Origin of the sequence: Streptomyces sp. XY006 (assembly GCF_002237655.1) — a bacterium.
Lineage (GTDB): Bacteria > Actinomycetota > Actinomycetes > Streptomycetales > Streptomycetaceae > Streptomyces > Streptomyces levis.
Genome location: NZ_NOKT01000046.1, coordinates 20,844 through 41,714, shown reverse-complemented (window position 1 = coordinate 41,714; position 20,871 = coordinate 20,844). Strand labels below are relative to the sequence as shown.

General features: G+C 70.6%; 19 protein-coding genes. 2 read left to right on the top strand and 17 right to left on the bottom strand.

Translation table 11 applies throughout. The annotated features are described in order from the left end of the window. From CHR28_RS38675 to CHR28_RS35210, 16 genes are all read right to left on the bottom strand, one after another. The coding region (locus tag CHR28_RS38675; RefSeq protein WP_256984587.1) for a Pro-rich N-terminal domain-containing protein at positions 1-222 on the bottom strand (222 nt) is incomplete at its 3' end. Positions 223-385: 163 nt separating this feature from the next. Beyond that, positions 386-1,477, bottom strand: coding sequence for a 3-dehydroquinate synthase (gene aroB, locus CHR28_RS35285; protein WP_094057807.1), 1,092 nt, complete (start codon positions 1,475-1,477; stop codon positions 386-388). After that, on the bottom strand, positions 1,474-1,989 hold the full coding sequence (locus CHR28_RS35280) for a shikimate kinase (RefSeq protein ID WP_094057806.1): 516 nt from the start codon (positions 1,987-1,989) through the stop codon (positions 1,474-1,476). Before CHR28_RS35280 ends, aroB begins: the two co-directional genes overlap by 4 nt. Beyond that, complete coding sequence (aroC, locus tag CHR28_RS35275) at positions 1,986-3,170, bottom strand: chorismate synthase (RefSeq protein ID WP_094057805.1); 1,185 nt, start codon at positions 3,168-3,170, stop codon at positions 1,986-1,988. Before aroC ends, CHR28_RS35280 begins: the two co-directional genes overlap by 4 nt. A 142-nt stretch (positions 3,171-3,312) precedes the next feature. After that, on the bottom strand, positions 3,313-3,717 hold the full coding sequence (locus CHR28_RS35270) for a hypothetical protein (protein ID WP_094057804.1): 405 nt from the start codon (positions 3,715-3,717) through the stop codon (positions 3,313-3,315). A gap of 51 nt (positions 3,718-3,768) precedes the next feature. Continuing rightward, positions 3,769-4,596, bottom strand: coding sequence for a shikimate dehydrogenase (locus CHR28_RS35265; RefSeq protein WP_094057803.1), 828 nt, complete (start codon positions 4,594-4,596; stop codon positions 3,769-3,771). Positions 4,597-4,607: 11 nt separating this feature from the next. Beyond that, positions 4,608-6,311 carry an endolytic transglycosylase MltG gene (mltG, locus tag CHR28_RS35260; RefSeq protein ID WP_094057802.1) on the bottom strand — a complete coding sequence of 568 codons (1,704 nt, stop codon included), beginning with the start codon at positions 6,309-6,311 and terminating at the stop codon, positions 4,608-4,610. A gap of 121 nt (positions 6,312-6,432) precedes the next feature. Beyond that, the gene (gene ruvX, locus CHR28_RS35250; RefSeq protein ID WP_094057801.1) at positions 6,433-6,897 is read right to left on the bottom strand and encodes a Holliday junction resolvase RuvX; all 465 of its coding nucleotides are present in this window, start codon (positions 6,895-6,897) and stop codon (positions 6,433-6,435) included. A gap of 15 nt (positions 6,898-6,912) precedes the next feature. Next, the gene (gene alaS / locus CHR28_RS35245) at positions 6,913-9,585 is read right to left on the bottom strand and encodes an alanine--tRNA ligase (RefSeq protein WP_094057800.1); all 2,673 of its coding nucleotides are present in this window, start codon (positions 9,583-9,585) and stop codon (positions 6,913-6,915) included. Further along, positions 9,585-9,938, bottom strand: coding sequence for a hypothetical protein (locus CHR28_RS35240; protein WP_094057799.1), 354 nt, complete (start codon positions 9,936-9,938; stop codon positions 9,585-9,587). The genes alaS and CHR28_RS35240 overlap by 1 nt, the downstream gene beginning before the upstream one ends. A gap of 9 nt (positions 9,939-9,947) precedes the next feature. Next, a complete protein-coding gene (locus CHR28_RS35235) occupies positions 9,948-10,388 on the bottom strand; it encodes a DUF948 domain-containing protein (protein ID WP_094057798.1) in 441 nt (146 codons plus the stop codon). Between the two features lie 176 nt (positions 10,389-10,564). Next, entirely contained in the window at positions 10,565-11,179 is a 615-nt protein-coding gene (gene rpsD / locus CHR28_RS35230) for a 30S ribosomal protein S4 (protein ID WP_094057797.1), read from the bottom strand. Positions 11,180-11,480: 301 nt separating this feature from the next. Beyond that, a complete protein-coding gene (locus CHR28_RS35225; RefSeq protein ID WP_094057796.1) occupies positions 11,481-12,836 on the bottom strand; it encodes a replication-associated recombination protein A in 1,356 nt (451 codons plus the stop codon). Between the two features lie 56 nt (positions 12,837-12,892). Continuing rightward, positions 12,893-13,549, bottom strand: coding sequence for a vitamin K epoxide reductase family protein (locus CHR28_RS35220; protein WP_094057795.1), 657 nt, complete (start codon positions 13,547-13,549; stop codon positions 12,893-12,895). Positions 13,550-13,778: 229 nt separating this feature from the next. Then, positions 13,779-15,041 (bottom strand): histidine--tRNA ligase, encoded by a 1,263-nt coding sequence (hisS, locus tag CHR28_RS35215; RefSeq protein WP_094057794.1) that lies wholly within the window; start codon positions 15,039-15,041, stop codon positions 13,779-13,781. Between the two features lie 13 nt (positions 15,042-15,054). Next, entirely contained in the window at positions 15,055-15,762 is a 708-nt protein-coding gene (locus tag CHR28_RS35210) for an MBL fold metallo-hydrolase (protein ID WP_094057793.1), read from the bottom strand. Positions 15,763-15,929: 167 nt separating this feature from the next. Between CHR28_RS35210 and CHR28_RS35205 the strand changes: the two genes are divergently transcribed. Further along, a complete protein-coding gene (locus CHR28_RS35205) occupies positions 15,930-16,772 on the top strand; it encodes a peptidylprolyl isomerase (RefSeq protein WP_094057792.1) in 843 nt (280 codons plus the stop codon). 136 nt (positions 16,773-16,908) lie between these two features. Beyond that, positions 16,909-18,138 carry a DUF349 domain-containing protein gene (locus CHR28_RS35200; RefSeq protein WP_094057791.1) on the top strand — a complete coding sequence of 410 codons (1,230 nt, stop codon included), beginning with the start codon at positions 16,909-16,911 and terminating at the stop codon, positions 18,136-18,138. A 66-nt stretch (positions 18,139-18,204) separates the two neighbouring features. Here the strand turns inward: CHR28_RS35200 and relA are convergent, their stop codons facing one another. Then, the gene (gene relA / locus CHR28_RS35195) at positions 18,205-20,721 is read right to left on the bottom strand and encodes a GTP pyrophosphokinase (RefSeq protein ID WP_094057790.1); all 2,517 of its coding nucleotides are present in this window, start codon (positions 20,719-20,721) and stop codon (positions 18,205-18,207) included. Positions 20,722-20,871: the final 150 nt, after the last annotated feature.

The following is a 20,871-nucleotide window of genomic DNA, read 5'->3' as shown; positions in this document are numbered from 1 at the left end:
GGCCGGGCCGGGCGGGGGCGCGGCATGCGGTGGTGGCGCGGCCGGGCCGGGCGGGGGCGCGGGATACCCCGGGGCCGGGGGCGGCGGGGGCACGGGCGCGGAGCCCTGGTGCGCGCCCGGGGGGTGCGGACCCGGGTGGTGTGCGGCCGGTGACCAGCCGCCGGCCGGTCCGTGCCCCGGCTGAGGGGGCTGCGGCAGCGGAGAACCCACTGCGTGCTGCATCCGGTGCCACTCCGTCTCGTACAGGCGATGGGCGCTGACAGCGGGGGCGGAACCCGCTGCTACCGAACGGTACCGCCCCCGGTCGTCGATGTGTGAACGGCCGGGGGCGGTCCGAAGTGCCCGGCCCGTAAGGCGATTTCGGGCGGAAGGCGCGCCGGGGGACTTACTGGCCGACTTCGCCGTACGCGGCGAGCAGCACGGCCGGGTCGGGTCCCTCCAGGACGGTGGGCTTGGCCAGACCGTCGAGGACGATGAAGCGCAGCAGGTCGCCGCGGGACTTCTTGTCGACCTTCATGGTCTCCAGCAGCTTGGGCCACTGGTCGTGGCGGTAGTGCAGGGGCAGCCCGACCGATTCGAGGATCGTGCGGTGGCGGTCGGCCGTGGCGTCGTCCAGCCGGCCCGCCAGGCGGCCGAGTTCGGCGGCGAAGTGCATGCCGACCGAGACCGCCGCGCCGTGGCGCCACTTGTAGCGCTCGTTCTTCTCGATGGCGTGACCGAGCGTGTGGCCGTAGTTGAGGATCTCGCGCAGGCCCGATTCCTTCAGGTCCGACGAGACGACGTCGGCCTTGACCCGGATGGAGCGCTCGATGAGTTCGGCGGTGTGCGGGCCCTCCGGAGTGCGGGCGGCCTGCGGGTCGGACTCGATGAGGTCGAGGATGACCGGGTCGGCGATGAAGCCGGCCTTGATGACCTCGGCGAGCCCGGAGACGTAGTCGTTGACCGGGAGGGAGTCCAGCGCGGCCAGGTCGCAGAGCACACCGGAGGGCGGGTGGAAGGCGCCGACGAGGTTCTTGCCCTCGGCGGTGTTGATGCCGGTCTTGCCGCCGACGGCCGCGTCGACCATGGCGAGCACGGTGGTCGGGATGGCGATCCAGCGCACGCCGCGCAGCCAGGTCGCGGCCACGAAGCCGGCGAGGTCCGTGGTGGCGCCGCCGCCGACGCCGACGATGACGTCGGTGCGTGTGAAGCCGGACTGGCCGAGCGCCTTCCAGCAGTAGGCGGCGACCTCCGCGGTCTTGGCCTCCTCCGCGTTGGGCACCTGGATGGCGACGGCCTCGAAGCCCTGCTCGGCCAGGTCGGCGCGGAGCGCCTCGCCGGTCTCGGCCAGGGCCTCGGGGTGGACTATGGCGACCCGCTTGGCCTTGCCGCCGATCAGTCCGCCGAGTTCGCCGAGGAGTCGGCGGCCCACCAGGACCTCGTAGGGGTCGGTGCCCGCGGTGCCGCCGACCTGGATCCGCGTCACTGCCTCGCTCATGCTTCCTTCAACTCCAGTGCGTCGAGGGCGACTTGCGTCACTTCTTCGGGCGTGCGGCCGTCGGTGGCCACGACGACCGTGGCGACCTCTTCGTAGAGGTGCCGGCGGGCCTCCATCAGTTCGCGCCACTGCTTGCGCGGATTGACCGCGAGCAGGGGGCGGGCCGCGTTGAGGCCGGTGCGCTTGACCGCCTCCTCGACGTCCATCGACAGGTACGCCACGCGCTGTCCGGCGAGCCGGGCGCGTGTGCCGGCGTCGAGGATCGCGCCGCCGCCGAGGGCGAGTACGCCGTCGTGCTCGGCGAGCGCCCGGTGCACGGCCGCCTTCTCGACGGCGCGGAAGGCTGCCTCGCCCTCGTCGACGAAGATCTCGGCGATGGTCCGGCCCTGCTCGGCGACGATGTCGTCGTCGGTGTCCCGGTAGGAGACGCCGAGCCGTTCGGCCAGCAGCCGTCCGACGGTGGACTTGCCCACGCCCATCGGGCCCACCAGCACGACCAGCGGGCCGCTCATCGGATGGCGAGGTGGTCGAGGTAGGAGGTGACGTTGCGGCGGGTCTCGGCCACGCTGTCACCACCGAACTTCTCCGCCACCGCGTCGGCGAGGACCAGCGCGACCATGGCCTCGGCGACGATGCCGGCGGCCGGAACGGCGGAGACGTCGGAGCGCTGGTGGTGGGCCTGCGCGGCCTCGCCGGTGGTGACGTCGACGGTCTGCAGGGCGCGCGGCACGGTCGCGATGGGCTTCATCGCGGCACGCACCCGCAGCAGTTCGCCGGTGGTCAGACCGCCCTCGGTGCCGCCGGAACGGCCGGAGGTGCGGCGGATGCCCTCGTCGGTCTTCACGATCTCGTCGTGCGCCTTGGAGCCGGGGACGCGGGCCAGCTCGAAGCCGTCGCCGATCTCGACGCCCTTGATGGCCTGGATGCCCATAAGGGCGCCCGCGAGCCGGGCGTCGAGCTTGCGGTCCCAGTGCACATGCGAACCCAGACCCACCGGTACGCCGTAGGCCAGGATCTCCACCACGCCGCCGAGGGTGTCGCCGTCCTTGTGGGCCTGGTCGATCTCGGCGACCATCGCCTTGGAGGCGTCCGCGTCCAGACAGCGCACCGGGTCCGCGTCCAGCCGCTCCACATCGTCCGGGGTCGGGTAGACACCCTTGGGGGCCTTCGCCGCCGCCAGCTCCACCACATGCGAGACGATCTCGACGCCGGTGGTCTCCTTCAGGTACGACCGGGCCACCGCGCCCAGCGCCACCCGGGCCGCGGTCTCCCGCGCCGAGGCCCGCTCCAGGATCGGCCGGGCCTCGTCGAAGCCGTACTTCTGCATGCCCGCCAGATCGGCGTGGCCGGGACGCGGCCGGGTCAGCGGGGCGTTACGGGCCAGCCCCGCCAGCACCTCCGGGTCGACCGGATCGGCCGCCATGACCTGCTCCCACTTGGGCCACTCCGTGTTGCCCACCATGATCGCCACCGGGGAGCCCAGCGTCAGGCCGTGCCGGACCCCGCCCAGGAAGGTGACCTCGTCCCGCTCGAACTTCATCCGGGCACCGCGGCCGTAGCCCAGCCGCCGCCTCGCGAGATGGTCCGCCACCATGTCCGTGGTGATCGGCACGCCGGCGGGAAGACCCTCCAGCGTCGCGACGAGTGCGGGACCGTGGGACTCTCCCGCGGTCAGCCAGCGCAACCTGCTCAACGGTGCTCCTCCATGCTCGCGCCCCGGTACTGCCCTGCGTACGCACGTCCTCGCGTACGGCGACGGCCCGACCGGGTGCGCGGCCCCGGTCCGCCGTCTCCGATCCTCCCACGTCCGGACCCGGTGTCCGGCCGCCGGTCCATCAGGCGGACGAGCCCGCGGCCGGACCGTCGGTCCGCTGCTGCTGCGGGGCGTACGCCCCGAGGAAGTCCGCCCCGCTCGGCTGGGCGGCGGGCTGCGCCTGCTGCGGGGCGTAGGCGCCCAGGTGGTCGGCACCGCTGCCCTGCTGCCCCGCGGGCTGCGGCGCGTAGTCGCCCAGGTAGTCGGCGCCCCGGCCCTGCCCGTACTGCGCCGCGGCGTGGACGGGCTGCCCGCTGCGGACGGCGCGCCGATAGGCGATCTTCCGCTTGATCTTGACGACCCAGGAGGCGACGACGGCGAGCACGATCAGGGCGAGCACCGTGATCTGCACCCAGTCGGGCAGGAAGCCCAGCACGGACTCGAATATCTGGGACTTGACGGACGCCTGCGGCAGACCTGCGGACATGATGCGGTGATCCCTCCCCGGTTCCGCCCCCTGCGGAACCGAGAGCGGATCTTAGCGGTCCACGAGAGCGCGCTCCCCCGCTTTTCGCATGGCGTCCAGCGGCGCCGGGGCCAGCCCCGTCATCTGCTCGACCTGGAGCACGGCCTGGTGCACCAGCAGGTCGAGGCCGCTGACGACGGCGCCGCCGTAGGCCGACCAGCGGGCGGCGAGGACGGTGGGCCAGGGGTCGTAGAGCACGTCGAAGAGGGCCGCGGGGCGCTCCGGCACCGACCGGGCGAGGGCGTCGGTGACGCCGGCCGGCGTGGTGCTGATCACCAGCGGGGCGCGCAGGGCCCGCTCGGCGTCCGCCCAGTCGGCGATGCGCACCGCCACGTCCAGCCGCTCGGCCCAGCGGCGCATCTCGGCGGCACGGGCCTCGCTGCGCACGTACACGGTGATCTCACCGGGGCAGACGCGGGCCAGCGCGGCCAGCGCGGACGAGGCGGTCGCGCCGGCGCCGAGGATCGCGGCGGCCTCGACCTTGTCGATGCCGTGCTCGCGCAGGGCCGCGACCATGCCGGGGATGTCGGTGTTGTCGCCGGTCCGGCGGCCGTCCTCGGTGAGGACGACGGTGTTGACGGCGTCGACCGACGCCGCGGTCTCACTGATGCCGTCGAGCAGCGGGATCACGGCCCGCTTCAGCGGCATGGTCAGCGACAGCCCCGCCCACTCGGAGCCGAGCGTGTCGAAGAAGCCGGGCAGGCCCGCCTCGTCGACCTCGAACCGGTCGTAGCTCCAGCCCTCCAGTCCCAGTTCCCGGTAGGCCGTGCGGTGCAGGACCGGGGAGAGCGAGTGGGCGATCGGGGAGCCGAGTACGGCGGCACGGCGTGATGTGGCCATCGAAGGGTTCCTCAGTTGTTCCGCGAGGCGTTGAACTGGTCGACCAGCTTCTGGTGGTCGGCGTTCGTCTTCGTGAACTTGCTCGTCTTGCCGTCCAGCGAGATGAAGTAGTACCAGCCGTCGTCCGTCGGGTTCAGGGCGCCCTTGATGGCGTCCTCGCCCGGGTTGTCGATCGGACCGGGCGGCAGGCCCTTGTGGAAGTACGTGTTGTACGGGTTGTCGTAGTTCCGCAGCTCGCTCAGGCTCAGGTCGATCTTGCTCTGGTTCTTGATGTAGTTGTACGTGGAGTCGAATTCCAGCATGCCGTTGGTCTGCGGATTGCCGGGCTTCATACGGTTGTAGACGACCTCGGCCATCTTGCGGAAGTCGCTGTGGCTGGTGCCCTCGGCCTGGACGAGGCTGGCGGCGGTGACCAGCTGCCAGGGGTTCTCGAGCCCGAGGCTCTCGGCCTTCTTCTCGACGCCGAGCTTCTCGTAGGTGCGGGTGGCCCGCTGGACCATCTGCTTGAGGACGTCGGCGGGCTTCTGGCCCTCGCTCACGCCGTAGCTGGAGGGGAAGAGGAAGCCCTCCAGCGGGTCCTTGACGTCCGGGTGGTTCCGTGCCCACTCGGGCAGACCGAGCTTGGCGTGATCCTTCTTGGCGACGGCGGCGGTGGTGCCCTCCTTGACCTTCAGCCGCTTGTCGATGAGCCGGTAGATGTCGACGTTGCGCTTGCCCTCGGCGATGATCAGGTTGTCGCGGCTCTCGGGGCTGAGCATCAGTTCGACCGCGCTCTCGGCCGACATTTGCTTCTGCAGCGTGTACACGCCGGCCTGGATGTTCCGGCCGTCGGGGTTGCCGGCCTGGGCCGAGACGAAGGCGTCGACGCTCTTGACGACACCGGCGGCCTTCAGCGCCCGGCCGATGGCATAGCCGTCGGAGCCCTCGGGGATCTCGACGGACACCTCCTGGCCGCTGCCGTCGCCCGCGAAGTCCGGGGCGTCGCCGAAACGATCCTGGAAGAACTGGTAGCCGACGTAGCTCACGCCGGCCAGGCCGCCGCCGAGCACCACGACGACCAGCAGGCAGGCCATGCCGTTGCGGCGCTTCTTGGGTTTGCCGCCGCGTCCCCGCTGGTCGTCGCGCCCGCGGCGGTTTCCCGGCTCGTCGTCGTCCTCGTCGTCGCCGCCCGCGAAGAACGCGTGTTCGCCCTGGTCGGGGCCCGGGTCCCAGTCGGTCTCCGGCTCGGGCTCGGCCTGCCGGCGGCCGGGCGGCGGATAGGCCTCGGGCGTCCCGTAGTAGTCCTGCCGGCCCTCGTCGTACGCCCCGGCCTGCTGCTGCCCGTAGGGGTCGGACGGGTCTCCGGGGTAGGAGACGTGCTGGTGGGGATCGTTGGACCAGCCGCCGTCGCCGTACTGCTGCTGGTGGTAGCCCTGGTCGTGCGGGTGGCCGTGGCCCTGCTGCCCGGGGTACTGCTGATGACCGTGCGGCTGGGGCGCGTACTGCTGCGGGTCGTACGGGTACTGCTGCTGCGCGTGACCGTATCCGCCCTGCTCACCGGTGCCCCAGTCGCCGTACTGCGGCTGCTGCGGCTGCTGCGGGTAGTGCTGCGGCTGGCCGCCGTAGGCGGACTGCTGACCCTGATGGGCCTGCTGACCATCCCATCCGCCGTCCCCGTACAACGGGTCCTCCGGATGCCACGGTTCGGAGCCTTGGCCCCGGCCATACTCAGTCATCGATCCCCTAGAGCCGCGAGGCGGCGGTCACGCGGCTTCCGGCTCGGCTCCCGTCCCGCCTCTTGCTGTGCGGGGGCTGTTCGAATCCCGCCGCATCGCGCGGAACGTTACCGTATCGCGATCAGATGACCACTTCGACGTCTTCGCCGGGTGCTTTACCTGACACCCGTTCGGATTCAAGGGCCTGTTGCAGGATGACCACGGCCGCTGCCTGGTCGATGACGGACCGGCCCTTCTTGGACTTCACGCCCGAGGCGCGCAGTCCTTGAGTGGCCGTCACCGTCGTCATGCGTTCGTCGAGGAGTCTCACCGGAACCGGGGCGATCATGCGCGCCAGTTCCTGGACGAAGCCGCGGACCTTGAGGGCGGCCGGCCCCTCGCCTCCCTTGAGGGAGCGCGGCAGGCCGGCGACGACCTCGATCGGCTCGTACTCCTCGACGAGCTGCTTCAACCGCCGCTGAGCGGCGGGGACGTCACGCCCCGGGACCGTCTCGACCGGGGTGGCGAGGATCCCGTCGGGGTCGCACGAGGCGACCCCGATGCGGGCGTCCCCGACGTCGATCGCGAGTCGACGTCCTCTGCGCATGTTCTCGACCGTCTCTTACTTGGCCGTCTCGGCGACGAGGCGCTCGACGGCGTCCACGGCGTCACCGATGGCGGCGGGGTTCTGGCCGCCGCCCTGGGCGACGTCCGGCTTGCCGCCACCGCCGCCGCCGAGGGTCTTGGCGGCCGTGCGGACCAGGTCGCCGGCCTTCAGGCCGCGCTCGCGAGCGGCCTCGTTGGTGGCGATGACCGTCAGCGGCTTGCCGTTCGCCACCGTGAACAGGGCGACGACGGCGGCCCGGCCGCCCTGGATCCGTCCCCGCACGTCGAGCACGAGCTTGCGCAGGTCGTCGGCGGTCGTGCCGTCCGGGACCTGACCGGTCACGACAGCGACGCCACGGACGTCCTTGGCGGACTCGGCGAGACCGGCGGCGGCCTGGAGGACCTTCTCGGCGCGGAACTTCTCGATCTCCTTCTCGGCGTCCTTCAGCTTGCCGAGCATGGCGGAGACCTTCTCCGGGAGCTCCTCGGGGCGGCCCTTGATCAGCTCCTGGAGCTGGGCGACGACCGTGTGCTCCCGGGCGAGGAAGTTGTAGGCGTCCACGCCGACCAGGGCCTCGATCCGGCGCACACCGGAGCCGATGGAGGACTCGCCGAGCAGCTTCACCAGGCCCAGCTGGGCGGTGTTGTGCACGTGCGTGCCGCCGCACAGCTCCTTGGAGAAGTCGCCGATGGTGACCACGCGCACCCGCTCGCCGTACTTCTCGCCGAACTCGGCGATGGCGCCCTGCTTCTTGGCCTCGTCGATGCCCATGACGTCGGCGCGGACGTCGAGGTCGCGGGCGAGCACCTCGTTGATCTTCTGCTCGACGTCGGTCATCACGGCCGTCGGAACGGCGGACGGGGAGCCGAAGTCGAAGCGGAAGCGGCCCGGCTGGTTCTCGGAACCGGCCTGGGCGGCCGTCGGGCCGAGGGCGTCGCGCAGGGCCTGGTGGGTCAGGTGCGTGGCCGAGTGGGCACGGGCGATGGCCTTGCGGCGCCGGTCGTCGATGGCGGCGTGGGCCTTGGCGCCCACGGTCACCTCGCCGACCTGGACGACGCCCTTGTGCACGTAGACCCCGGGGACCGGCTTCTGGCAGTCGCGGATCTCGATGACGGCGCCGGAGTCGACCTTGATGCGGCCGGTGTCGCCGATCTGGCCGCCGCCCTCGGCGTAGAAGGGGGTGCGGTCGAGGACGATCTCGACCTCGTCGCCCTCGGTGGCGGCCGGGGAGGAGACGCCGTCGACCAGGATGCCGACGATCGTCGACTCGCCCTCGGTGTCGGTGTAGCCGATGAAGTCGGTGGCACCGGCGCGGTCGGCGATCTCCCGGTAGGCGCCCATGTCGGCGTGGCCGGTCTTCTTGGCCTGGGCGTCGGCCTTGGCGCGCTCCCGCTGCTCCTTCATCAGGCGGCGGAAGCCCTCCTCGTCCACGGACAGCCCCTGCTCGGCGGCCATCTCCAGGGTGAGGTCGATCGGGAAGCCCCAGGTGTCGTGGAGCAGGAAGGCCTTGTCGCCGGGCAGCACGCTGGAGCCGGCGGCCTTGGTGTCGCTGACGGCGGTGTCGAGGATGTTGGTGCCGGCCTTCAGCGTCTTGAGGAAGGCGTTCTCCTCGGCGAGGGCGACCTTCTCGATGCGCTCGCGGTCGGTGATGAGCTCGGGGTACTGCTGGCCCATCATGCCGATGACGACGTCGATCAGGTCCTTGACGACCGGTCCGGTGGCGCCGAGCAGGCGCATGTTGCGGATGGCGCGGCGCATGATGCGGCGCAGCACGTAGCCGCGGCCCTCGTTGCCCGGGGTGACGCCGTCGCCGATGAGCATCGTGGCGGTGCGCATGTGGTCGGTGACCACGCGCAGGGAGACGTCCGAGGCATGGGCGTCGCCGTAGCGGACGCCGGTCAGTTCGGTGGCCTTGTCGATGACGGCCATGGAGGTGTCGATCTCGTACATGTTCTGCACGCCCTGCAGAATCATGGCGAGGCGTTCGAGGCCGAGGCCGGTGTCGATGTTCTTGCTGGGCAGTTCGCCGAGGATCTCGAAGTTGTCCTTGCCGGTGCCCTCGCCCCGCTCGTACTGCATGAAGACGAGGTTCCAGATCTCCACGTACCGCTCGTCGTTGACGGCGGGACCGCCCTCGGCGCCGAACTCGGGGCCGCGGTCGTAGTTGATCTCGGAGCAGGGGCCGCAGGGGCCGGGGACGCCCATGGACCAGTAGTTGTCCTTCATGCCCAGGCGCTGGATGCGCTCCTTGGGCACGCCGACGACCTCGTGCCAGATGCGCTCGGCCTCGTCGTCGTCCTTGTAGACCGTGATCCACAGACGCTCGGGGTCGAGGCCGTAACCGCCCTTGTCCTGGGGGCTGGTGAGCAGCTCCCAGGCGAGCTTGATGGCGCCTTCCTTGAAGTAGTCGCCGAAGGAGAAGTTGCCGCACATCTGGAAGAACGTGCCGTGCCGGGTGGTCTTGCCGACCTCTTCGATGTCCGGCGTGCGCACGCACTTCTGCACGCTCGTGGCGCGGGCGAAGGGCGGCTTGACCTCACCCAGGAAGTACGGCTTGAAGGGCACCATGCCGGCGGGGACGAGGAGCAGAGTCGGGTCGTCCGCGATGAGCGACGCCGAAGGGACGACGGTGTGCCCGCGCTCCTCGAAGAAGCTCAGCCAACGGCGGCGAATCTCGGCCGACTCCATCAGTGGTCCTCATTCCGGTTGTACGTGTACGTCTGGTACGTCGAACCCTCGACGTACTTGGGGTTGTTGCGGTTCTCGATGGCGGCGTACCGCCGGGGGCCGGGGAGTTCGGGATTCTCGTTGATCCCGAGCGCGTCACCCAGCTCGGCCTCGCGGACGGCCATGTTGTCGCGGACGTCGAGGGCGAAGCCCACGGCCCGGTCCTTCAGGCGGTGACCGGCCTCGATCGCCTTGTGGCCCGCGGCCTTGGCAAGGCTTTCGGGGGTCAGCTGCTTGAGCTTGCGGTTGACCTTGGTGGTGGCCCAGACACCGGCGGCGACGCCCGTGGTGAACCAGAAGGTACGGCGGAACATCGCTGGCTCTCAGTCCCTCTTCCCTCGGGCGCTGCGCCGAGAGACCGTACGGCCCACGATCACGGTACGCCTGGACGCCTTGGCGGGCACGTCCTCCTTGCGGCCGCCGAGGGCCCGGCGCACGCCGTAGCCGAAGGCGGCGACCTTGACCAGGGGGCCGCCGAACGTGGAGGCGACGGTGGTCGAGAGCGCGGAGGCGTTGGAGGTGACCTCCTGGACGTCGGAGGCGATCGCGTCGACCCGGTCGATCTGGGTCTGCGCGGAACGCACCGCCGTGGAGGCCTCTGCCAGGAGCGGGACGGCCTGGTCGGTCACATCCGCGACGAGTTTGGTGGTCGCCTTGAGCGTCTGGGCCAGCCTCGCCAGGGCGACGGCGAGGAAGGAGACCAGGATCGCCCAGAAGACGGCCACCAGGATCCCGGCAACCTCTCCACCGGACACTGTGTGCACCCGCTCCCTGAAACGTGCCTGAACATCGAAAGAGTCGTGCGACGAGCCTATCGCGCCGGGGGTGGCGCTCCGTACCGGATAACCGCCCCGCGCCGGACCGATCGCGAAAGCCCGCCGCCTCGCCCGCCCAGGGGGCGGGGAGACGACGGGCTCAAGTACCGCGTGCCTGCCGTGGATCAGCGGGCGTAGTACTCGACGACGAGCTGCTCGTCGCAGATCACCGGGATCTCCTTGCGGTTCGGCTCGCGGTCCAGGCGGAACGCCAGGGCCTTGAGGTTCACCTGGAGGTAACGCGGGGTCTCGCCATCGGGGGCGAAGCCACCCTCACGGGCGATCGTGAAGAGCGTCTTCTCCTTGGAGCGGTCGCGGACCTGCACGACGTCGTCCGGGCGGACACGGAAGGAGGGCTTGTCGACCTTCTTGCCGTTGACCTGGATGTGGCCGTGGACGACCATCTGGCGGGCCTGGTAGATCGTGCGGGCGATGCCCGAACGCAGGACCAGGGCGTCGAGACGGCGCTCCAGCTCGATGATCAGGGCCTCACCGGTCTTGCCCTGGACCTTGGAAGCACGCTCGTAGGCGCGGACGAGCTGGCGCTCGGACACGTCGTACTGCGCGCGCAGGCGCTGCTTCTCGAGCAGACGGACCTTGTAGTCCGAGTTCTGCTTGCGGCCGCGGCCGTGCTCACCCGGCGGGTAGGGACGGGCCTCGAAGTACTTGACGGCCTTCGGGGTCAGCGCGATGCCGAGGGCACGCGACTTCTTGACCTTGGGGCGGGACTGGTTCGCCACTGCTTCTCATTTCCTTGATTCGGCTTGTCAGGGTGGTGGGAGGTCGCATCCGCAGCCGGGGAAACCCGCCTCGGTCCGGTGGGACCTCGGTGGGCAGCCGCTCCCCTGGTCTGGGCACATACGTGCAGCACGCGAGTGGCCCACCGACCGGTCCCGTCCCGGGAGACGAGGGGTGGTGGGCTGCCCGCGACACCTTCGACGGTGCGCGACGCTCCTGGAGCAAGTCCCAAGAACCGGCTCCGGCCGACTGTCCCGTTCTGACTGCACGGGACGCGGCACTCCGGACGAGTTTACAGGGTCCTCAGGACCGCTTTCGACCGAGGTTCTTCCTGGTCCACTCGACCGCGTCCGCGTAGCGGGCCTCGGCGCCGTGCCGGGTCGGCTCGTAGTACTCGCGGTCCTTGAGGGCGTCGGGGGCGTACTGCTGGGCGGCGATGCCCTCGGGCAGGTCGTGCGGGTACACGTAGCCCTGGCCGTGGCCGAGCTTGGTCGCGCCCTTGTAGTGGCTGTCGCGCAGATGTGCCGGGACCGGTCCGGCGAGGCCCTTGCGCACGTCCTCCAGGGCGGCGCCGATCGCGGTGGTCGCGGCGTTGGACTTGGGGGCCAGGGCGAGCGCGATCGTGGCGTGGCTGAGGGTGAGGGCGGCCTCGGGGAAGCCGATCATGGCGACGGCCTGGGCGGCGGCGACCGCGATCTGCAGGGCGTTCGGATCGGCGAGGCCGATGTCCTCGCTGGCGGAGATCATCAGGCGCCGGGCGATGAAGCGGGGGTCCTCGCCGGCCTCGATCATCCGGGCCAGGTAGTGCAGGGCTGCGTCGACGTCGGAGCCGCGGATGGACTTGATCAGGGCGCTGGCCACGTCGTAGTGCTGGTCGCCGTCGCGGTCGTACTTCACGGCCGCCCGGTCGACCGTCTCCTCCAGGGTGGTCAGGCCGATCTCCGTCTCGCCCTTGTCGAGGGCGGCTCCGGCGGCCGCCTCCAGGGCGGTGAGGGCGCGGCGGGCGTCGCCGCCGGCGATGCGCAGGAGGTGGCTCTCGGTCTCCTCGGGGAGGCCGACGGCGCCCTTGAGGCCGCGCTCGTCGGTGAGGGCGCGGCGGAGCAGGTCCCGGATGTCGTCGTCCGTGAGCGGTTCGAGGGTGAGGAGCAGGGAGCGGGACAGCAGCGGGGAGATGATCGAGAAGTACGGGTTCTCCGTCGTCGCCGCGATGAGCGTCACCCAGCGGTTCTCGACGGCCGGCAGGAGGGAGTCCTGCTGGGCCTTGCTGAAGCGGTGGATCTCGTCGAGGAAGAGGACGGTCTCCTTGCCGTAGCCGCCGGAGGCGCGCCGGGCGCCGTCGATGACCGCGCGGACCTCCTTGACGCCGGCGGTGATCGCCGACAGCTCCACGAAGCGGGCGTCGGTCGCCTTGGAGACGACGTACGCCAGGGTGGTCTTGCCGGTGCCGGGCGGGCCCCAGAGGATCACCGAGGAGGGGCCGGCCGGGCCGGAGGCGGCCTCGCCGACCAGTCTGCGCAGCGGCGAGCCCGGCTTCAGCAGGTGCCGCTGTCCGACGACCTCGTCGAGGGTGCGCGGGCGCATCCGCACGGCGAGGGGGCTGCTGGACGGCTCCTTCTCCTGGCGTTCTTCGGCTGCGGCGGTGAACAGGTCGGGCTCCACGTCAGAAACCCTAATTCACGGCACTGACAATCCGGCCGGGGCCCGGAACGCCCCGGTCAGCTGGTCCAGAAGTCCCACCAGCGGGTCAGGATCAGCATGCCGATGATGCCGATGTGCAGCACGGGCATGACCCAGGTGAACTCGCCGAAGAAGCCCTTGAGCCAGGTGGGGGCGGGCAGGAAGCCCTTGCGGATGTTGAACGACGTGACGTACCAGAACATGAGGATCGTCGCGACCCAGGCGAGGCAGCACCACAGGCACAGGGCGTTGATCCGGTACAGGGACTGGAACATCAGCCAGGCGCAGAAGACGACGCCGAACAGGCAGCCGGCGTTGAAGGTGAGCCAGTACCAGCGCGGGTAGCGGGCGCGGGCGAGCAGGCTGATGCCGACGCAGACGACGATGCCGTAGGCGACCAGACCGAGCATCGGGTTCGGGAAGCCGAAGACGGCCGCCTGCTTGCTCTCCATGACGCTGCCGCAGGAGACGACCGGGTTGAGGCTGCAGCCGGGGGTGAACGTCTTGCCCTCGACCTTGGCTTCCAGGAGCTTGAACTTGTCGAGCGTGATGACCCAGGCGGCGAGCAGTCCGGCCGCACCGGTGATCACGAGCAGCAGGGCGAGGGCCCGGCTGCCGCCCTCCGTGCGGGGCGCGATCTCGGCGCGCTCCGGCTCGGGCTCCGTGGAGACGTCCTTGACTGTCGTCTTGCTCATCACGCCGATTCCGTCACTTGAGACCTGAACTTCTTCGGGCAGGGCCATTGTGCCGCACGGGGCTGTGTCTCCACCGTTCAGTGGGGATAAGGACGACCGCACGATCGCCCTTGAGGGGTGTGTTTCGGCCGACGTCCGTCGCACGGCAGCACAAGGGTGCGAACCGCCCCGGGGAACGGCGAAGGCGCCGACCCCCTCGTCGGGGTCCGGCGCCTTCGCGGGAGTGCCGTCAGCCGAGCCGGGCTTCCAGTTCCGCCACGATCTCGTTGACGCCCACGGCCGTCTGCTCGCCGGACGTCATGTCCTTGAGCTGGACGACGCCGTCGGCGAGGTCGCGTTCGCCGGCGACGATCGTGTAGCGGGCGCCGCTGCGGTTGGCGTTCTTCATCGCGCCCTTGAGGCCCTTGCCGCCATAGGAGAAGTCGGCCGCGATGCCGTTCTTGCGCAGCTCGGTGACCTTGGCGAACAGGATCCGGCGGGCCTCCTCGCCGAGCGGGACGGCGAACACGCTGGTGCTGGCGGGCAGTTCGAGCTCGACACCCTCCGCCTCCAGCGCGAGGACCGTGCGGTCCACGCCGAGGGCCCAGCCGACGGACGGCAGCGCGGGGCCGCCGATCATCTCGGAGAGGCCGTCGTAGCGGCCGCCGCCACCCACGGCGGACTGCGAGCCGAGCCCGTCGTGGACGAACTCGAACGTCGTGCGGGTGTAGTAGTCCAGGCCGCGCACCAGCTTCGGGTCGTCCTCGAAGGCCACGCCCGCCGCCGTGATCAGCTCGCGGACCTCCTCGTGGTACGCCTTGCACGCGTCGCACAGGTAGTCGCGCAGCAGCGGGGCGTCGGCCAGCTGCTTCTGGACCTCGGGGCGCTTGTCGTCGAGGACGCGCAGCGGGTTGATGTCCGCGCGGCGCAGGGTGTCCTCGTCCAGGTCCAGGCCGCGCAGGAATTCCTGCAGCGCGGTCCGGTACACCGGGCGGCATTCCTTGTCGCCCAGGCTGTTGAGCAGGATGCGGAAGTCGCTCAGCCCCAGCGAGCGGTACGCCTGGTCGGCCAGGATGATCAGCTCGGCGTCGAGCGCCGGGTCCTCGGCGCCGATGGCCTCGGCACCGACCTGGGAGAAGTGGCGGTAGCGGCCCTTCTGGGGGCGCTCGTAGCGGTAGTACGAGCCGGAGTACCAGAGCTTGACCGGGAGGTTGCCGGCCTTGTGGAGGTTGGCCTCCAGCGCGGCGCGCAGCACGGAGGCCGTGCCCTCGGGGCGCAGGGCGAGCCGGTCGCCGCCCTTGGTCTCGAAGGCGTACATCTCCTTGGTCACGATGTCGGTGGACTCGCCGACGCCGCGCGCGAAGAGCTCGACGTTCTCGAAGCCGGGCGTCTCGATGTAGCCGTAGCCGGAGTTGCGCAGCGGGGCGGCGATGGCCTCGCGGACCGCGAGGTAGACCGCGGAGTCCGGCGGGATCAGGTCGTACGTGCCCTTGGGGGCCTTGAAGGTGCTCACAGGACGTCTCTCGTCACATTCCTCGTCGGGGAGCGGGCTGGGCTCCCTGGCCGGCCGCCACCTGCCGCAGATACGGGTTGGTGGCGCGCTCCCGGCCGATGGTCGTCTGGGGGCCGTGGCCGGACAGCACCACGGTCGAGTCGTCGAGCGGCAGGCACACGCGGGCCAGCGAGTCGAGGATCTCGGCCGAGTCACCGCCGGGCAGGTCGGTGCGTCCGATGGAGCCGGCGAACAGCAGGTCGCCCGAGAACAGGATCGGCGGGATGTCCGCCGCCTCGGGCAGGCCGAAGGTCACCGACCCCTTGGTATGGCCCGGCGCGTGCGAGACGGTGAGCTCCAGTCCCACGAGGTCGAGCGCGGCGCCATCGGTCAGCTCCTTGACGTCGTCCGGCTCCCCGATGGTCAGCTCGCCCAGCAGCGGCATGCCGATCGAGCGTCCCAGCGCCTTCTCGGGGTCGCTCATCATGTACCGGTCGTCGGGGTGGATCCAGGCCGGCACGTCGTGCGCGCCGCAGACCGGGACGACCGAGGCGACGTGGTCGAGGTGGCCGTGGGTGAGGACGACGGCGACGGGCTTGAGCCGGTGTTTGGCGATGGCCTCCGCGACGCCGTCGGCGGCCTGATGGCCGGGGTCGATGATCACGCACTCCTCACCGGCGGCGGGGGCGACGAGATAGCAGTTCGTCCCCCAGGCCCCGGCGGGGAACCCGGCAATGAGCACGATCGTCCTTCGTTGTGTCGATACGGGCGGCTGCGGCTGCCGTCAGAGCCTACCGGCGCTGCCGTTTCCACAGCGAACCCATATACGGTACGGGGCACACGCAGGCGGTCGGCGCACAGGACCCACGCGTACCGGTCGACGTATCAGACGCATGAGGAGAGAACCCGGTGGTCAGCCAGGAACAGCGGCGGCGTCAGCTCGCCCGGGAGAAGTACCTGCGGCAGCAGCAGCGGCGCACTGACGCACGGCGCAAGGCCCGTATCCGCAACTCGGTGATCGCCTCGGTTCTCGGCGTGGTCGTGGTGCTCTCCGTGACGGTCTTCCTGACCAAGCCGTTCGAGGACGACGGCAAGGAGAACGCGAACGCGGAGGTCAGCCCGAGCGCCTCGCCGAGCAAGGCCCCGGACCCGTGCGAGAAGCCCGCGGCGGGCAAGGTCGAGACGCAGACCTGGAAGAAGGAACCGGCGCTGACGATCGACAAGTCGGCGAAGTACACGATGACGATGGACACGACCTGCGGCGAGATAGACATCGCGCTGAAGGCGTCGGCGGCCCCGCACACCGTCAACTCGTTCAAGTTCCTCGCCGACAAGGGGTACTTCGACCACACCAAGTGCCACCGGCTCACCGACCAGGGCATCTTCGTCCTGCAGTGCGGTGACCCGCAGGGCACCGGCATGGGCGGACCGGGCTACACCATCCCGGACGAGAACCTGAAGGACAAGAGCCTCAAGGGCGGGGTGTACCCGGCGGGCACGGTCGCGATGGCGAACCAGTACAACGCCCAGACGAAGCAGGGCCGCGACAGCGGCGGCAGCCAGTTCTTCCTCGTCTACCGGGACAGCCAGCTGCCGCCCGACTACACACCGTTCGGTACGGTGTCCGAGGCGGGCATGAAGGTGCTGCAGAAGATCGCCAAGGCCGGAGCGCAGGCTCCCGACCCTCAGACGGGCAACACGGCGCCCAACGCGACGGTCGTGATCAACAAGGCCACGGTCAGCGAATCCTGACCCCCAACTGCGTAATTTCGGTCGCGCGGGATGCGGACAGGCCCCCCGCCGGTCGCCTATGTTGGCCGTGACGAAACTGTGGACGATGCCCGGGGGAGCTTCAGGCCCCCCGCAGGCATCATGTGGAGGAGGCGCTGTGAGCAGCGACCCGTGGGGCCGCGTCGACGAGACGGGGACCGTGTACGTGCGTACGGCCGACGGCGAGCAGGTCGTCGGTTCCTGGCAGGCGGGCTCCCCCGAGGAGGCGCTGGCCTATTTCGAGCGCAAGTACGAGGGCCTGGTTGTCGAGATCGGCCTCCTCGAGAAGCGAGTGAAGACCACCGACCTGTCGGCGAAGGACGCCCAGGCCGCCATCGACCACATTCGCGAACAGGTCGACGCGCATCACGCGGTGGGCGACCTGGACGCCCTGCGGGTCCGGCTGGACAAGCTCGTGGAACTGGTGGAGGCGCGCCGCGAGGAGCGCAAGGCGCAGCGCGCCAAACAGTCCGACGAGGCCCGGCACGCCAAGGAGGCGCTGGTCGCCGAGGCGGAGGAGCTGTCGCAGTCCGACCAGTGGCGGGCGGCGGGTGAGCGGCTGCGGGCCCTGGTGGACACCTGGAAGGGTCTGCCGCGGCTGGACCGCAAGTCCGACGACGAGCTGTGGCACCGGTTCTCGCACGCGCGGTCGGCGTTCTCCAAGCGGCGCAAGCAGCACTTCGCGCAGCTGGACGCGCAGCGCGAGGAGGCCCGCAAGACCAAGGAGCGGCTGGTCGCCGAGGCCGAGGCGCTGTCGAACTCGACGGACTGGGGTGCGACGGCGGCGCGCTACCGCGAGCTGATGGCCGAGTGGAAGGCCGCGGGCCGCGCGCAGCGCGAGCACGAGGACGACCTGTGGAACCGCTTCCGCGGCGCCCAGGACGTCTTCTTCGCGGCGCGCAGCTCGGTCTTCGCCGAGCGGGACGCCGAGCAGGCGGAGAACCTCAAGCTCAAGGAGGAGCTGGCCGAGGAGGCCGAGAAGCTCCTGCCGATCACGGACCTGAAGGCGGCCCGGGCCGCGTTCCGGAACGTGAACGAGCGCTGGGAGGCCGTCGGCCACGTGCCGCGCGACGCCCGGCCGAAGGTCGAGGGCCGGATGCACGCCGTGGAGCGGGCCATCCAGGAGGCCGAGGAGGCCGAGTGGCGCCGGACCAACCCGGAGGCGCGTGCGCGCGCCGAGGGGCTGACCGGGCAGCTCCAGGCCGCGGTGGACAAGCTGCGGGGCCAGATCGAGCAGGCCCGCGCGCAGGGCAACAACGCCCGGGCGGACAAGCTCCAGCGTGAGCTGGAGGGCCGCCAGGCGCTGCTGGACCAGGCGCTGAAGGGCCTGCAGGAGTTCGGCGGCTGACAGCCACCGAAAGGGGCTCCCGTACTCGCTGTACGGGAGCCCCTTTCGTATGCCCGCTACGGGCCGTTACGTCCTGTTGCGCGCCGACGTCACGCGGTAGACGTCGTAGACGCCCTCCACGCCCCGGACGGCCTTGAGCACGTGGCCGAGGTGCTTGGGGTCGCCCATCTCGAAGGTGAAGCGGGAGGTGGCGACCCGGTCGCGGGAGGTCTGGACGGCCGCGGAGAGGATGTTGACGTGCTGGTCGGACAGCACGCGTGTGACGTCCGACAGGAGCCGGGAGCGGTCCAGCGCCTCGACCTGGATGGCGACCAGGAAGACCGAGGACTGCGTGGGCGCCCACTCCACGTCGAGGATGCGCTCGGGCTCCCGGGACAGCGAGTCCACGTTCACGCAGTCGCTGCGGTGCACCGATACGCCGCTGCCGCGGGTGACGAACCCGATGATCGGGTCGCCGGGCACGGGCGTGCAGCAGCGGGCCAGCTTGACCCACACGTCGTCGACGCCCTTGACGACGACGCCCGGGTCGGCGCTGGAGCGGCGCTTGCGGCTGCGGCCCCGGGCCGGCGGGACCGACTCGTCGATCTCCTCGGTGGCCGCCTCCTCGCCGCCGAGGGCCTGCACCAGCTTCTGCACGATGTTCTGCGCGGAGACGTGGCCCTCGCCGATCGCCGCGTACAGCGCGGAGATGTCGGCGTAGCGCATCTCGTGCGCCAGGGTCACCAGGGAGTCGCCGGTCAGGATGCGCTGGATCGGCAGGTTCTGCTTGCGCATGGCGCGGACGATGGCGTCCTTGCCCTGCTCGATCGCCTCGTCGCGCCGCTCCTTGGAGAACCAGGCGCGGATCTTGTTGCGGGCGCGCGGTGACTTGACGAAGCCCAGCCAGTCGCGGGAGGGACCGGCGCCGGGTGCCTTGGAGGTGAAGACCTCCACCAGGTCGCCGTTGTCGAGGGTGGACTCCAGCGGGACCAGGCGGCCGTTGACGCGGGCGCCTATCGTGCGGTGGCCGACCTCGGTGTGCACGGCGTAGGCGAAGTCGACGGGGGTGGCACCCGCGGGGAGCGCTATGACGTCGCCCTTGGGGGTGAAGACGAAGACCTCGTTGCGGGACAGGTCGAAGCGCAGGGACTCCAGGAACTCGCCCGGGTCCTCGGTCTCCTTCTGCCAGTCCAGCAGCTGCCGCAGCCAGGCCATGTCGTTGAGGTGGTCGTCCTTGCCCTTGCCGGACGACTTGGGCGCGTCGGTGCGCACCTTGGAGGCGCCGGCGACGGCCTCCTGCTTGTACTTCCAGTGCGCGGCGATGCCGTACTCGGCGCGGCGGTGCATGTCGAAGGTGCGGATCTGCAGCTCGACGGGCTTGCCGCCGGGGCCGATGACCGTCGTGTGCAGCGACTGGTACATGTTGAACTTGGGCATCGCGATGTAGTCCTTGAACCGGCCGGGGACCGGGTTCCATCGCGCGTGCACCGTGCCGAGGGCCGCGTAGCAGTCGCGGACGGTGTCCACGAGGACGCGGATGCCCACCAGGTCGTAGATCTCCGCGAAGTCCCGGCCGCGGACGATCATCTTCTGGTAGACGCTGTAGTAGTGCTTCGGGCGGCCGGTGACGGTCGCCTTGATGCGGGCCGCGCGCAGGTCCTGCTGGACCTCGTCGGTGACGATCGCCAGGTACTCGTCGCGCTTGGGCGCCCGCTCGGCCACCAGCCGGACGATCTCGTCGTACATCTTGGGGTAGAGGATCGCGAAGGCGAGGTCCTCGAGCTCCCACTTGATGGTGTTCATGCCCAGGCGGTGGGCGAGCGGCGCGTAGATCTCCAGGGTCTCGCGCGCCTTCTTCTCCTGCTTCTCGCGCTTGAGGTAGCGCATGGTGCGCATGTTGTGCAGGCGGTCGGCGAGCTTGATGACCAGGACGCGGGGGTCCTTGGCCATGGCGACGACCATCTTGCGCACGGTCTCGGCCTGGGCGGCCTCGCCGAACTTGACCTTGTCGAGCTTGGTGACGCCGTCGACGAGCAGGGTGACGACGTCGCCGAAGTCGCGGCGCAGGTCCTCCAGGCCGTACTCGGTGTCCTCGACCGTGTCGTGCAGCAGGCCCGCCATCAGCGTGGCCGGATCCATGCCCAGCTCGGCGAGGATGGTGGTGACGGCGAGCGGGTGCGTGATGTACGGGTCGCCGCTCTTGCGCTTCTGGCCGCGGTGCCAGCGCTCGGCGACCTGGTAGGCGCGCTCGATCTGGCGGAGCGTGGCCGTCTCGATCTTCGGGTCGTTGCTGCGCACTATGCGCAGCAATGGCTCCAGCACGGGGTTGTACGGGTTCGCGCGCTGCACGCCGAGGCGGGCCAGGCGGGCGCGGACGCGGTTGGAGGAGCCGCTGCGGGCCGGCTGACCGGAGGCCTGCCGCACGGGCGGGGCGGGCTTGGGCCGGGCCTGCTCGGCGGGCTTGTCGACCGGCGCCGACTGGGCGTGCTCGACCGGCCCGCGGGTGTCGTTCTTCGCGTGGGGCGCGTTCGGCGCGGGCTTGGCCGCGGCTGCCGAGGCGGACTCGGGCTTGGCGGCGGTCAGGTGCTGGGCCTCGTCTGGCAAGAGGGCTCCTCGTGCGCGATCCGGGTCCCCCGGTCAGGCTCCGGAGACCCCATGGTAGCGATCCTGCGCCTCAGGATCGCCTTCAGGCCACTGTGAGGGCCGTCAACCCGGGAAACACGAGAGGCGGGCTCCGGATTCCTCCGGGCCCGC